The organism is Salinisphaera sp. RV14, assembly GCF_052044135.1.
Classification (GTDB): Bacteria; Pseudomonadota; Gammaproteobacteria; order Nevskiales; family Salinisphaeraceae; genus Salinisphaera.
Map to the genome: position 1 here is coordinate 1 of NZ_JBQDYF010000020.1, position 13,595 is coordinate 13,595.

Annotated in this window: 12 protein-coding genes and 2 pseudogenes; 8 read left to right on the plus strand and 6 right to left on the minus strand. The window is 60.1% G+C overall.

Annotated features, from left to right (window positions below; all coding sequences use genetic code 11):
- On the plus strand, positions 1-1,935 hold a 1,935-nt coding region (locus ACS8Y6_RS15440), incomplete at its 5' end, for a heavy metal translocating P-type ATPase (RefSeq protein WP_440855962.1).
- 3 nt (positions 1,936-1,938) lie between these two features.
- Complete coding sequence (locus ACS8Y6_RS15445; protein WP_440851585.1) at positions 1,939-2,118, plus strand: DUF1289 domain-containing protein; 180 nt, start codon at positions 1,939-1,941, stop codon at positions 2,116-2,118.
- Positions 2,119-2,335: 217 nt separating this feature from the next.
- Here the strand turns inward: ACS8Y6_RS15445 and ACS8Y6_RS15450 are convergent, their stop codons facing one another.
- The 5 genes from ACS8Y6_RS15450 to ACS8Y6_RS15470 form a co-directional block, all read right to left on the minus strand.
- On the minus strand, positions 2,336-2,755 hold the full coding sequence (locus tag ACS8Y6_RS15450) for a MerR family transcriptional regulator (RefSeq protein WP_440851584.1): 420 nt from the start codon (positions 2,753-2,755) through the stop codon (positions 2,336-2,338).
- A gap of 222 nt (positions 2,756-2,977) precedes the next feature.
- A complete protein-coding gene (locus ACS8Y6_RS15455) occupies positions 2,978-3,517 on the minus strand; it encodes an iron transporter (protein WP_440851583.1) in 540 nt (179 codons plus the stop codon).
- 69 nt (positions 3,518-3,586) lie between these two features.
- Positions 3,587-5,068, minus strand: a complete 1,482-nt coding sequence (locus tag ACS8Y6_RS15460; RefSeq protein ID WP_440851582.1) for a 4Fe-4S binding protein — start codon at positions 5,066-5,068, stop codon at positions 3,587-3,589.
- A gap of 26 nt (positions 5,069-5,094) precedes the next feature.
- Positions 5,095-5,925 (minus strand): FTR1 family iron permease, encoded by an 831-nt coding sequence (locus ACS8Y6_RS15465; RefSeq protein WP_440851581.1) that lies wholly within the window; start codon positions 5,923-5,925, stop codon positions 5,095-5,097.
- 19 nt (positions 5,926-5,944) lie between these two features.
- Positions 5,945-6,376, minus strand: coding sequence for a cupredoxin domain-containing protein (locus ACS8Y6_RS15470; protein WP_440855963.1), 432 nt, complete (start codon positions 6,374-6,376; stop codon positions 5,945-5,947).
- A gap of 138 nt (positions 6,377-6,514) precedes the next feature.
- Here ACS8Y6_RS15470 and ACS8Y6_RS15475 point away from each other — a divergent pair.
- The 6 genes and pseudogenes from ACS8Y6_RS15475 to ACS8Y6_RS15500 form a co-directional block, all read left to right on the plus strand.
- Positions 6,515-7,641 (plus strand): IS3 family transposase gene (locus ACS8Y6_RS15475; RefSeq protein WP_415752846.1). Its coding sequence is split into 2 segments (ribosomal slippage): positions 6,515-6,764 and positions 6,764-7,641, totalling 1,128 coding nucleotides; the frame shifts between segments, so codons are not numbered across the junction.
- A 115-nt stretch (positions 7,642-7,756) separates the two neighbouring features.
- Positions 7,757-8,913, plus strand: a protein-coding gene (locus ACS8Y6_RS15480) for an IS3 family transposase (protein WP_440850662.1) whose coding sequence is annotated in 2 segments (ribosomal slippage) — positions 7,757-8,045 and positions 8,045-8,913 — 1,158 coding nt in all. Because the reading frame shifts where the segments join, the coding sequence is not laid out codon by codon here.
- 295 nt (positions 8,914-9,208) lie between these two features.
- Positions 9,209-10,225, plus strand: coding sequence for a hypothetical protein (locus ACS8Y6_RS15485; RefSeq protein WP_440850622.1), 1,017 nt, complete (start codon positions 9,209-9,211; stop codon positions 10,223-10,225).
- A gap of 309 nt (positions 10,226-10,534) precedes the next feature.
- A pseudogene (locus tag ACS8Y6_RS15490) lies at positions 10,535-11,397 on the plus strand (IS3 family transposase); the annotation flags it as partial.
- A 294-nt stretch (positions 11,398-11,691) separates the two neighbouring features.
- Positions 11,692-12,771 carry an IS110 family transposase gene (locus tag ACS8Y6_RS15495; RefSeq protein ID WP_440850623.1) on the plus strand — a complete coding sequence of 360 codons (1,080 nt, stop codon included), beginning with the start codon at positions 11,692-11,694 and terminating at the stop codon, positions 12,769-12,771.
- A 16-nt stretch (positions 12,772-12,787) separates the two neighbouring features.
- A pseudogene (locus tag ACS8Y6_RS15500) lies at positions 12,788-13,081 on the plus strand (IS3 family transposase); the annotation flags it as partial.
- A 57-nt stretch (positions 13,082-13,138) separates the two neighbouring features.
- On the opposite strand, the gene ACS8Y6_RS15505 reads toward ACS8Y6_RS15500, so the two are convergent.
- Positions 13,139-13,573 (minus strand): hypothetical protein, encoded by a 435-nt coding sequence (locus ACS8Y6_RS15505; RefSeq protein WP_440850624.1) that lies wholly within the window; start codon positions 13,571-13,573, stop codon positions 13,139-13,141.
- Between the last annotated feature and the right edge of the window lie 22 nt (positions 13,574-13,595).

Sequence of the window (13,595 nt, forward strand, 5' to 3'; positions counted from 1 at the left end):
GGGCATGGGCATGGGCATGGGCATGGGCATGGGCATGGGCATGGGCATGGGCATGGGCATGATCACGACCATCCGTTCGAGTGGCCTGAGGCATTGCGCATCGGCCTGGTGGCGCTGGCGTCGGTACTCGTGTGGTTTCGCGTCTGGGAGCCGGTTTCAGCGATTAGCCTCATCGGCGTCGTCGGCCTGCTGATCGGCGGCTGGCCGATTCTCAAGGAGGCGTTCGAGAACGTCATCGCGCGGCGTATGACCATGGAGCTGTCGATGACGATCGCGATCGCGGCGGCGGCTGCGATTGGCGAATTCTTTACTGCCTTGGTCATCACCTTGTTCGTGCTGGTCGCCGAAGTGCTGGAAGGCTTGACCGTCGGCCGCGGCCGCAAGGCGATCCGCGATCTGCTCGAGTTTCTGCCCGACGAAGTGTCGATTCGCCGGGCCGGTGCGATTCGATCCGTCGCGGCGCAGGAATTGGCGGTGGGTGACGTGGTCCTGGTCGCGCCCGGTGGTCGGCTGCCCGTCGATGGCGTGGTGCTTTCGGGGCATTCGTTCGTCGACGAATCCCGTATCACCGGCGAATCCATGCCGGTGGAAAAGACCGCGGGCGCGCCGGTCTTCGCCGGCTCCATCAACCAGTCCGGCGCGCTGGAGATCGCCGCCGAGCGGATCGGCCGGGATACGAGTTACGGCAAGATCATCGAGGCGGTCGAACGGGCCGAGCAATCCCGGGCGCCGGTCCAGCGCTTGGCAGATCGTCTGGCCGGCTACCTGGTGTATTTCGCGCTCGGTGCGGCTGTCCTGACCTTCCTGATCACGCGCGATATCTATTCCACGATCTCGGTGATCATCGTCGCCGGCGCTTGCGGTATTGCCGCCGGCACGCCGCTGGCCATCCTCGGCGCGATCGGCCGGTCAGCGCGATTAGGCGCGATTGTCAAAGGCGGTGTACATCTGGAAACCCTGGGCCAGGTCGATACGGTCGTGCTCGACAAGACCGGTACGCTGACCTTCGGCCGACCCGAAGTGCAGCACGTCGTACCGGTCCCCGGCATCACCCGCGAAGAGCTTCTCGATGCCGCCGCGGCCGCCGAGTTGCGCTCCGAGCATCCGCTCGGCAAAGCCATCGTCGCGCACGCCCAACGCCAGAACCGCCCGGCGGTCGAACCGACGCGCTTTGATTACACCCCCGGGCGTGGCATCTCGACCCAGGTCGGCGAGGCCACGGTCCTGGTCGGCAACCGCGCCTGGATGGTGGATCATGGGATCGACGTGCCGAGCACGTTTGAACAGGACAGCGAGGCCGGCTCGGAAGCCCTGGTTGCCCGCGACGGCCACTTCTTGGGCGCCATAGAGATCGCGGATACTGTGCGGCCCGAAGCCCAACGTGCGGTCGAAGCCTTGCACCGAATGGGTATCCGGGTGGTGCTGCTGACCGGAGACGCTCGTCGGGTGGCGGATGCCGTGGGCAAGGCGCTCGGCATTCAAGATATCGAGGCGCAATTGCTGCCCGAGGACAAGCTGGCGCGTATTCAGGCACTGGTCGGCGGCAAGCACAAGATCGCCATGGTCGGCGACGGGGTCAATGATGCTCCGGCCCTGGCCCAGGCCGATGTCGGCATCGCCATGGGATCAGGCACCGACGTGGCGCAGGAAAGTGCTGACGTGGTGCTGTTGGGCAACGATCTCGAACGCTTCGTCAAGACGCTCGCTGTGGCCCGGCGCACGCGCGGCATCATCTGGCAGAACTTTGTGGGCACCATCGGGGTGGACGCGCTCGGCATTGCGCTGGCGGCCTTTGGGTTCCTCGACCCGTTGCTCGCGGCGGCGATCCATGTCGTCTCGGAGCTGATCTTCATCCTCAACTCGGCTCGACTCCTGCCAGCACCGGAGAAAACCAAGACGGCAGCCGCGCCCGAATCTAAATCTGCGGCGGTATGAAGCGTGGCCGTCGATTCACCGTGCATCGACATCTGCAAGCTCGACCGCAAGACCGACCTGTGTGTCGGGTGTCTGCGCACGGCAACCGAAATTCGTCAGTGGCGCAAGCTCAGCAACTCCAGGCGCCGGCGCATCCTTGCAGAACGCTGTCGACGTGAGGCGAAGTTGGCTTGGCGCCGCTGACGACCAAGGTTCCAATCATGGGTAGATGGGCACCATCGACTGGTCGTGGACAGATAGATACCCAGATCACCATGCGTACAATATCGCGGGCAGCGCCCGTTCCGTCGTTCTGCTGCTGGCGCGGACACTTAGCGCACGATTTTCGTGCCATGAGTTGCCCCCGATAACAGCTCGGCGGCCGCCGCCAGCACGAATAGCGCGAACGTGATCAGCGGATTCAAACCGCACCTCCGTCGTGACTTTCGGATTCCGACAGCGCGGAGAGAATGCCGCAATCCTGCATCTGCTGATGACCGCCACAGGCTGCTTGCAGGCGTCGCAGCCGGGCTTCGAGCTCACACAGCTGCCGGATACGGTTTGCCACCGATTCAAGCTGATTCGCGAGCAGCGTATCCACAGCTTCACAAGGCTGCTGCGGGTGGTCTGCTAGGCGGAGCAAGTCGACGACCGACGCAATGGAGAACCCCAGTTCGCGCGCACGATTAACGAATGACAGGCGCTCGATATCGGTCGACTGGTAGTAGCGATAGCCGTTGTCGCCACGTTGCGCGGGCGGCAACAATCCCACTCGCTCGTAATACCGGATCGTGGAAGCCGGACATCCGGCTTGCCGCGCTGCGTCCGCTATCGTGAACATTGCTTTTCCTTCGGTTGACCTTCAACTGACTTTAACGTTGATGCTGGCGTGGTCAACTGATATTGAAGAAAGCCATGGCGGGTTGTTGCAGTGAAAATGGAGTTACTGTCAAATCTGGTGTACGCGAAAGAAGCTAGGCGGCTTTCCTGATGAGTCCTGGTTCGGCCACGCCACGGCCGGCGTGGCCACAAGCGACTTGCTCGGGCATTCGTATCCGCAGCGTCAATAGCCGCCTTTCTTGCCGACTCCGGTGTAGGTGAAGCTCCAGGCGTGCTCGAACGGTGACCACCACGGCGGTACGCCGGTGTCTTTCGTGGTGTGACGCAGAAAACCCTGATACGGCGGCGGCTCGATTTTGAAGCGTGCGGTGTATCGGCCGGGCCCGTCGAGTTTGACGTTGGCGCCGTAGTGCGGTCCGTCGCTGGCAGTCATCGTCATCAGTGTGCCGAACGTCGACCAATCGGAGCCTTTCTTGACGATCTCGTAGCTGACCGTCAGCGCCGGAATCCAGGCGCCCGGGGAAAAGCCGTACGGGTTCGATTTGTCGGCGTGAACATCCAGTTCCACATGGACATCGGCATTGTCATTGACACCCGGCATAGCCGGCGCCATCTCGACTGCTTGCAGATAGACCGGGTGAATGATCAGGCCGTTCTGCTGCAACGGTTTGCCCAGCGAATGCTCGGAGCTCGCCCACGCCGGGACAGCGATCGTGGCGGCTGCGAGCCCGGCCATGACCGAGCCCAGGATTGGATGTTTCATCGTTGATCTCTCGTTTTAACCCGGGTGAATACGAATCGCTCATGAGCGGCTGCGAAAAAAAACACGCCCTCAGAAGGTGAGGCCGAACAATGCGGGGCTCCAGGCCAGGCCGATCAGGCCGATCCCGGCCGCCGTCGGCAACCCGGCCGCGAGGCAGCGCAGGCCGGACAGTCCTTGCCGGGCCAGAAGCCGGCGGCCGAGCGCCAGGCTCCAGACCACGCTGAGCGCGAACAGAGTGATCTTGATTGATTCGACGGCAGCGCTCGAAATGCCGGCTTCGGCCAGCGCGGCGAACAGCTTGCCGCCGAGGCCGATGACCAGAGAAATCATGGCCACGGGCATGTAGGCATAAGCGAGTTCGACAAACCGCGCACGCCCGTTCAGATCGCCGCCGAGGCGTCCCGCCAGCCAGCTCGCTATGGCAGTGGTTATCGTCAGGGAGACCGTCAACACGGCGGCGCAAGTGAGCATGAAGCCGCAGATCATGAAGAAATCGAGCCAGACGAAGGTTTCATGCGCCGCCGGATGAACTACCATCAGCCAGCTGGGCCCGGAGTTCCCGATCCAGTACCAGCCGTGGTTGATCGCCCAGGTTCCGATGATGTTGCGCAGTGCCCCGTACTGGGGCAGTACGATCCACAAAAAGCCGCCCAGCGCGAGGCCCGTGGCCAGAAAAAGGAACCAGATCTCGGCGGCGTTGGGATTGTGATCGCGGATCTGCGCGACCTCGCGGCCGGGCTTGCGAAAAGCCAGCCGCAGCCCGCCGCGGGCCTCGGGATGGACACAACGAAAACACTCGATGCAGTGCCGCGACTCGCGCTTGCGGTTGATATCGATATTGGTCGGGCAAATGCCTTTTTCGGTATAAGTGTCGCCGCCGGGCTTGGGTTGTTTGGGTAGGAACTGGACTGCACCGATGCGCGAGAATACGCCGAGCATCAGACCGATCGGGCACATGTGCCGGCACCAGATCCGGGTGCTCCGGCCGGGACCATAGACGAAGCCGAGCACCGCCGCCGCCGCGAACGTCAAACCGAAAACCTCGGCAATGCCGGTGGCATAGTCCCGGGCGCCGACGGTTTGCGCGAGGATGGTGATGATCACGAAACTGACGATCGGGGTACCGCGCCAGCGTATCCAGCGCGGCGTCGGACGTTTCAGCCCAACGCGGTTGGCCCACTCCGAGGCCGCGCCGAGCGGACAGAGCACACCGCACCAGCTGCGCCCGGTGAAGATCACGGACACGAAGACCAGGGGGAACCACAGCCCCCAGATCACGAAGTTCGCGAACGACGAGAAGTTGTTCCAGAAATGCTGACTACGGCTGATCGGCACCGGCAGGAATAGTGGGACCACCGTGAGCACAGCAAACCCGAAGAACATACTCACGTGGATCCAGTCCAGCCAGTGCCGGCGTGGCGCGACCCACTGTTCGATGCGATAGGCCCAGCCGCTGCGCGGCGTCTGTAGGCGGGGCCGGCGCCCCGGTTCCTGCACGCGGACCGCGATCTCGGAAAGTCGCTGGCGGGGCGATTGATCTGTCGTGTTCATCGGCGAAAACCGTTGCGGTCAGACTGTCAGACGGGGGCGCGGTTGCGCTTGGCCGGCGCCGGACGGTTAACCCAGCGCATGCCGCTACCGATGCCCATCAGCGCTGCCAGATAGAACAGGATCTGAATGCCGGAAGGGCGTTCGGTATAGCCGATCAATACATGCAGCAGGTTGCCCATCATGGAATGCTGGTTCAGCAACCACGAGGTGTCCCACAGATTGCTGCCCAGCGTGGGCAACAGGCCGACCTGGCTGAGCAGGCCGGCAGCCTGAGCGGCCAGACCGGCCGCCAGCAGCAGGATCATCCAGCCGGTCACACGGAACAGATGGCCCATCGGAATGCGCAACAATCCGTAGTACAGCAGGCAACCGACGAGTACGCCGAGTGCGAGGCCGCCGGCGCCGCCGATCGCCATCGAGGCCGCCCGCGCGCCGCTGGCCAGAATGCCGTAGCTGAACAGCGCGACCTCCGAGCCTTCGCGCAGCACCGCCATCATCACCACCACGAGCAGCGCGTACAGCGGCTTGCGACCGCTGGCGACATCGTGACCGGCCGCTTTCATGCGCGCCGCCAGTTCCCTGCCATGCTGGCTCATCCAGATGTTGTGCCAGCCCAGCATCGCGACCGCGGTCAGCAGGATCGTCGCGTTAAGCAATTCCTGTCCGCGGCCGGAGAGCGCCGAGGCGATCGTACCGGCGAACGCTGCAACCAGTATCGAACCGAGCACGCCGAGGGCGATGCCTGCCGAGACATAGCGTGAGCGCCCGTCCACGCCTTTGGTGGCAGCCATCACGATAGAGACGACGAGGGCGGCCTCAAGAACTTCACGGAACACGATGATTGCGGTGGCAAGCATGGACAACTCCGGATCGCGGTCATTTGACCGTCAGCGTACCTTTGACCGACGGCGAGAAATCGTTGAAGAAATGATAGGTGCCGGCCTTCAGCGGCCCGATATAGACCGGTAACGTCGTACCGGAGGGGATGACTTTTTCGACCGTGAAATCGCTGCCTTCGAATTCCGCCGGGCGATTGCTCCGATTGGCAACCACCACCTTGACGCGCTTGCCCGCTGCAATCGATAGCGTCGCCGGCTGAAAATGATCCGACTGGATAACGACATCGGGCGGTGTCGGGCTGGCCAACGACGCGGTCGATGTGGCAACCAGAAAGAGTCCGGCCAGTACGGCGGTTAAACAAGGCTTGAGGGGGGGCATGCCCGGTTCCCATGGATATGGCAGAAGCATGTAAACACGAACGAGTCGCAATTGCAATTGATTGCCAGGAGGCAGCCGCCCGCGCTGCACCGGAGACGCTTTGCCGCCGTTATAACGGGCGATGTTCGGTGTCTAATGCGCGCCGGGTGTTTGAACTGGCCCCTGATTTCTGGACAGTGCGATAAGTGGCAAGCTGCTTCGCAAGAGCCATCGGCTCAAGGAGCATTTATGCGACGTAAACGCAGGAATCATTCGGCGGCGTTCAAGGCCAAGGTGGCGCTGGCCGCCGTGCGTGACGAGGGCACGCTGGCCGAGCTGGCGCAGCAGTACGACGTACACCCGAATCAAATCACCCAGTGGAAGCGCCAGCTGATCGAGGGCGCCACCGGCACGTTCGACAAGGGCGCCTCCCAAGCCGATTCGCAGGCCCAGATCACCGAGCTGCACGCCAAGATCGGCGAGCTGAGCATGGAACGCGATTTTTTAGAACGCGGGCTCGCGCGCTTCCCCGGCAAGCGCGGCGGGTCATGATCGCCGCCGATCATGCGCTGCCGATCGTGCGGCAGTGCCAGCTGCTCGATATCGCCCGGTCAACGGTCTACTACCGTGCCGAGGCCGTAAACAATGTCGATGACGAACTGATGAAGCGCATCGATGCCATTCATCTGGAATGGCCGTTCCTCGGCAGCCGCCGCATCGGCGATGCACTGGCGGACGAGGGCCTGATCGTCAATCGCAAGCGCGTCCAGCGTCTGATGCGGATTATGGGGCTGGCGGCCCTGTACCCGAAGCCGCGTACGACCAAGCCGGCGCCCGGGCACCGAATCTACCCGTATCTGCTACGCGATCGGATGATCGACCGGCCGAACCAGGTCTGGTGCGCCGACATCACGTATTTACCGATGGCGCGCGGCTTTTTGTATCTGGTGGCCATTATGGACTGGCATTCCCGCAAGGTCTTGTCGTGGCGTGTGGCCAACACGATGGACGATGACTTCTGTATTGAAGCGCTTGAAGCCGCCATCGCGGCTTATGGCACGCCTGACATATTCAACACGGATCAAGGCAGCCAGTTTACCGGCATCGCGTTCACGGGTGTGCTCAAGCGCGAGGGTATCCAGATCAGCATGGACGGACGCGGGCGCTGGATGGACAACGTGTTCATCGAACGGCTGTGGCGTAGCGTGAAATACGAGGAGGTCTATCTCAAGGCCTACGACAACGCTCGCCAGGCGCGTGCCGGGCTTCGCGTGTACTTCGGTTTCTACAATGCCAAGCGAAAACATCAATCGCTTGAGCGACGGACGCCCGATCAGGTCTACTTCAACGCAGCGCGGCTTCCACAAGCCGCATGAACCAGGCAGCTTGCCACTTAAAAATCGCTGTGGGCTGTCCAGCTCACGGGGTCCACTTCAGTTTGAGCTGGACCCCGGAATTCGGACAGAGCGCTAAGTGATGATCTGCTCCACAATGGCCGGACAGGGCCAAGGAGCATTTATGCGACGCAAACGCCGCAATCACTCATCGGCCTTCAAGGCCAAGGTGGCACTGGCTGCCGTTCAAGGCGATCGGACGCTCGCCGAGCTGGCCCAGCAGTTTGATGTGCATCCGAACCAGATCACGCAGTGGAAGCGCCAGCTGGTCGAAGGCGCGTCCGACACGTTCGATAAGGGCCCGTCGGCCTCGGACAGTCAGGCTCAGATCGACGCCTTGCACGCCAAGATCGGCGAGTTGTCGATGGAGAACGATTTTTTGGAGCGCGGGCTCGCGCGCTTCGACCCGAAGCGCGGCGGGCCATGATCGATCGCGGCCATGATCTCCCCGTCACACGCCAATGCGCGATACTCGGCGTCGCCCGTTCGACCGTCTATGATCGGCGTCGATCGATCTCCGGCGCGGATCACACACTGATGCAGCGCATCGACGCGCTGCATCTTGAGCGGCCTTTTCTGGGCAGCCGACGCATCGCGGATGCACTGGCCGAAGAAGACGGCCTGGCGATCAATCGAAAGCGCATACAGCGCCTGATGCGAACGATGGGCATCACGGCCCTGTATCCGAAGCCGCGCTTGTCACAACCGGCGCCCGGGCACCGCATTTATCCGTATCGCCTGCGCGGACTCGCCATCGACCGGCCGAATCAGGTCTGGACGAGCGACATCACGTACTTGTCGATGGCTCGAGGCTTTTTATATCTCGTCGCCGTCATGGACTGGTACTCGCGCAAGGTCCTGGCCTGGCAGGTCTCGAACACGCTCGACGACAGCTTCTGCGTCGATGCGCTACAGCGCGCCCTGGCGCGCTATGGGCCACCTGAGATTTTCAATACGGATCAAGGCAGCCAGTTCACCGGCACAGCCTTCACCGGCGTCCTCCAAGACCATGAGATCGCCATCAGCATGGATGGTCGCGGGCGCTGGATGGACAACGTCTTTATCGAGCGGCTCTGGCGTAGCGTGAAGTATGAAGAGGTCTATCTGAAGGCCTATGACAGCGGGCGCGACGCGCGGGCCGGTCTGGCCGACTACTTCGCCTTCTACAATGCCGAGCGCCATCACCAGAGTCTTGATCGGGCCACGCCCGATCAGGTGTACTTCAACAGACAGCCGCTACCGCAGGCGGACTAACCCGGCAGGTCATCACTTAGAAATTCCTGCGGGCTGTCCAACGGATGGGGTCCAGTTCAGTAATAACTCGAAGATAGACCCATTTATTCGCTATCGAGCTATCGAGCTATCGAGGACAAGTTCCATTGCCTCGCTTGAGACACGAAGCATAGCAATCCGCAAGGTTAAGAGCCGAGAAGTTTGAGCAGTATAGTTTTACAGAGAAATCTTTCCTATCTTCTCTGTCTGTCCATTTGCCTGATACATTTCTAGCTGGTTTGGCCCGAGTATAGTTACTAAGACTAGGGTGTAATCCATGAATGCAATCGAAAAAAATAAAAAATTTCATTGGGTTAAAAGACTGATTGCATGGCGAAGCTATGTATATACGTTAGCCATATTCGCCGGCTTACTCGTTCTATTTTTTGTAGCTACGTATTCGGCATGCGATTGCGAAAGATCGTCGCCAGGAGGAAACGGGGAGCGGCTACAAGCGATCCTGCTAGGAGGTATCGTCTTGTGGCTCCTTCAAAATATTTTTACATATAGCCTATCTCGATATCATTGCGTCAGGTTATTAAAGGCGGACATTGATGGGCGCTGGCTCGGTGCCCAATTAGCAGCGGAGCACTTGGATCAATGGGTCGAGAAAAATAAAAATAAGACGCGGAACTACGAAACGCTTTTAATTGCGCGCGAAAATCATTTGGTATATCCCAGTCTCCAAGGACCGCTGCGCTTAGCTCTATGGGGAGGTGAAATTCCAGCGGTTCGGTATTTTTACCAATGCATGGAAGAAGTGGAATTACGCGCCGGCATTATAGCGGACCATTACAAGGATCTGGATTTAACTGGTGCCGGATATGAAAATAAAAATAAAAATAGAATATTTAAAGAAATCAAAAGCAATAAGGAGCGTATTACTGGTATCATTGGCGCGTGGTCAAAGGTCTATGACGAATCTGAGAAAAGTGTCGGCTATATCAGGAAGGTTGTTGCGAGATGGGTAACTGATGAGGACTCTGCAAAAAAAGACGGGGTTACACAAAAAAATCTCGCCAGAAAATTAGTCGCTAATCGCTTCCCGGCATACTTTGTTCTGCTCTTTATTCCAGTTTGGTTCACAGTGACTGTCGCTTGGGTCTACTGGCATAATTTGCAATGTTCGAAAACTAGCGGGTTTTTTGTTTGCATTTCGGCGTTTTTTATAATCGTATCCGGTATCGTTATGATTCTATTTATTTATGAATTGAATAAGAAACAAAAGTTTCAGTCGGATGTTCGCAAAGAAATCATCAGTAAAAAAGTGAAGACGCCGGCGGCCCAGCAGTAGATTAGGTTCGTTCGTTGCTGTGTGTTCAGTTTCAAAGGACGGCCCGCAACTCATCGGCGTACTGACTCGCCTGGCTGGCGGGTACGCGCCACTTAAACCGTAGGCACTGAGCCGCCTCCCATGGTGTATTCCACTCGCGGTATCGAAGCGGCGCGCCGTGAAACTAAAAAATGCGATGCACATAACCCTTGCGGGTCCCTATCAGTCAACGTAGTTGTCGCCTCAACGCAAACAGAAGGTGACGGGTTCTCCCCCGTTAATGCGGGCACTTCAAAGAAGGCTCATCATGGGGCCGAACAAGGAGTGTTTATGCCACGCAAGAAGTACAGCGCCGAATTCAAGGCCGAAGCCGTCGAACTGGTGCGATCGTCATCAAGCAGCGCGAGCACGGTCGCCCGCGATCTCGGACTGAGCCCGACGATGCTCAACCGTTGGTGCCGCGAGACCCGGCGCTCGCCGAAGCCGAGCTTTCAGGGCACCGGCACGCCGCGTGATCAGGAGCTGGCCCGCCTTAAACGCGAACTCGCACAGGTCAAGAAGGAACGCGATTTTTTGCGCGACGCGGCAACGTACTTCGCCAAGGAATCGTCGTGAGGTACGCGACGATCCAACGTTGTCGCTCTGATTATCCCGTCCAGCTGATGTGCCGTTGCCTGAAAGTCTCGACCAGTGGCTTTTATGCCTGGGCGAGCCGATCGCCCAGTGCTCGGGCTCGTGCCAACGCCCGGCTGACCGAGAAGATTCACACGCTGCATCGCGACAGCGACGGTGTGTACGGCGCCCCGCGGATCACCGAAACGCTGCAGTTCGAAGGCGAGACTGTCAGTCGCAATCGGGTGGCCCGGCTCATGGCGATCCAGGGACTGCAAGGCATCCCGCAACGGCGGCGTTGTCGGGCCAAGCCTTCCGGCGTTCGTCCGGCTCATGTCCGCAACCACCTCGAGCGCGACTTCGTCGCGCTGGAACCCAACACGAAATGGGTAACCGACATCACCTATATTCGTACCGCCGAAGCCTGGTTATACCTGTGCGTCGTCGTCGACCTCTATAACAAGGCCGTGGTCGGCTGGTCGATGAGCACCCGCCAGACCCGGGATCTCGTACTCAAGGCCGTGTTGATGGCGCTCTGGCAGCGTGAGGCGTACGACGAGCCGGTCGTGTTGCACTCGGATAGTAAGAATACAGCTATCCGATTTCTCCAGATGGCTTGACTCGCACAGCGATCGACCGATTCTGGACAATCGGATGCCGTAAGGGTCCCCGGATGACCTGACCCGCACTCTGATCGACCTGTCGTGTCTTTCCACGGACCTGTCGGTCATCCGGGGATGCTTTGCGGTGAGGCTTCGCCTCGCCGACGCATGTGACCCGAGAAGGGCCTGAGCACTGTCCCGTTACTGTCTTGTCCAGGCGACCGGTTGAAGTGAAGCCATGTCCTTGCGTTTCGCGTTCAACCGGAGCACGCCATGAACAAGTCTGTCACGGACGACCAGCCTATTGTAGGCGGCGTCGATACACATAAGGAACAGCATGTGGCCGCCGTGGTCGATGCCCATGATCGCGTGCTGGACAGCGGCTTCTTTGCCGCCACACGGCACGGTTACAAGCAGATGGTGCGCTGGATGCGCACGTTCGGATCAGTCGAGCGTATTGGCGTGGAATCGACCGGTTCCTATGGCGCCGGTCTGCTCCGTTATCTCAACCAGGCCGGGCTCGACGTGCTCGAGGTCACGACGCCCGACAAGACCGATCGGCGCAAGCGCGGCAAGAACGATACGATTGATGCCGAGAGTGCTGCTCATGCGGCATTTGCCGGCATACGCACCGTCACGCCGAAGACACGCGATGGCATGATCGAGTCTATACGGGTCCTCAGAACGGGCCGCAAGACAGCCATCTCAGCGCGCCGTGTGGCGCTTCAAATGATCCAGATGAACATCGTCAGTGCGCCGGACGAACTGCGAGAGTTGATACGGCACATGACGCGGATGCGGCTGATCCGGACGCTGGCCGCCTGGCGCCCCGATCTGACGGGCTACCGAGACGTCACCACAGCCTACCGGATCACGCTGAAATCACTGGCCCGCCGGTATATCGAGCTGGATGACGAGATCGCCGACTACGATGCCATGATCAAGATGCTCGTCGATGAACTGGCGCCCGATCTGATCGCCCGCCGGGCGATCGGCTACAACTCCGCGTCTCAGCTGCTGATCACGGCCGGCGACAATCCGGAACGACTCCGCTCTGAGGCGAGCTTCGCAGCCCTATGCGGCGTGAGTCCTATCCCCGCATCATCGGGCAAAACGCATCGGCATCGGCTCAATCGCGGCGGCGACCGGGCGGCCAACAGCGCCTTGCATATCATCGCCATCGGACGACTAAGAACCGAGGAGCGCACACGCGTCTATGTCGACAAACGCATCGCCGAAGGCCACTCCAAGCTCGAAGCCATCCGATGCTTGAAGCGCTATATCGCCCGCGAGGTCTATCGGTTGCTGCGGGATCGCAATCAGGCAATCAATCAGGCACAAATTACCGCTTGACTCTTAGAAGGGCGTCCGCGGTACGCAATTTACGAGCGACGACTACCAACGCTTTCTACGCGGCCACCACCTGATCTGCAGCATGAGCGCGGTCGGCCACTGCGGTGACAATGCCGCGGCCGAAGGCTTCTTCGGCATGCTCAAGCGAGAGCGCGTGAACCGGCGCCGTTACCAGACGTTGGCCGAAGCTCGAACTGATGTCTTCGATTACATCGAGCGCTTCCATAATCCGCGTATCCGAAAACGGATGGCGGCTGAGGACCAGAAGTATCCGTTAACCTTTTCTCAACCGTCCGCGGAAACGGCGTAGAACCCATCCCAGGGCTACTCAGAAGGATAGGGTCGCTGAAACCTGAGGTCGAGACGGTCAGCTGTAACGGCGAGGGACAAGCCCGATCGCGAGGATGTCCAGGCGCGACTCCATCCGCTGACGCATCACATAACCTCTCCGTTCCATGGCCGCCGAGCCAAGACTCTCGATCGTATGTGCGTTGGCAGACAGATTGAGTTTGTGCCGGCGTGTATTCATGGCCTCACAGGCGGTCCCGGTCGGCGATTGGCTGCTGCTGCTGACGAACTCGCAAGCGGGCTGCTGCAAGGCGCCATCGTGATGAGGTGACAACAGGCCCGACACGCGTCGAGCAGTGGTAGATAACTTGTCCAGCGCCGATGGTCCGTACCTAATTCGGTGCGGGGCGGGAGTCGCCTCGGGTTTGGCAACACAACACGGATGATGGCTATGGATGACCGCAAAGCGTGCCAGCGAAGCAAGCAGGGTAACGGGTGTTGTGCTGTTATTCATAAGCACTATGCGCTTGTTGTCA

Bases quoted from the DNA above. Each gene is read 5' to 3' on its own strand.
- ACS8Y6_RS15450 (WP_440851584.1), bottom strand. From the start codon at position 2,755: ATGTTCACGATAGCGGACGCAGCGCGGCAAGCCGGATGTCCGGCTTCC.
- ACS8Y6_RS15460 (WP_440851582.1), bottom strand. From the start codon at position 5,068: ATGAACACGACAGATCAATCGCCCCGCCAGCGACTTTCCGAGATCGCG.
- ACS8Y6_RS15505 (WP_440850624.1), bottom strand. From the start codon at position 13,573: ATGAATAACAGCACAACACCCGTTACCCTGCTTGCTTCGCTGGCACGC.
- ACS8Y6_RS15485 (WP_440850622.1), top strand. From the start codon at position 9,209: ATGAATGCAATCGAAAAAAATAAAAAATTTCATTGGGTTAAAAGACTG.
- ACS8Y6_RS15495 (WP_440850623.1), top strand. From the start codon at position 11,692: ATGAACAAGTCTGTCACGGACGACCAGCCTATTGTAGGCGGCGTCGAT.
- ACS8Y6_RS15465 (WP_440851581.1), bottom strand. From the start codon at position 5,925: ATGCTTGCCACCGCAATCATCGTGTTCCGTGAAGTTCTTGAGGCCGCC.
- ACS8Y6_RS15455 (WP_440851583.1), bottom strand. From the start codon at position 3,517: ATGAAACATCCAATCCTGGGCTCGGTCATGGCCGGGCTCGCAGCCGCC.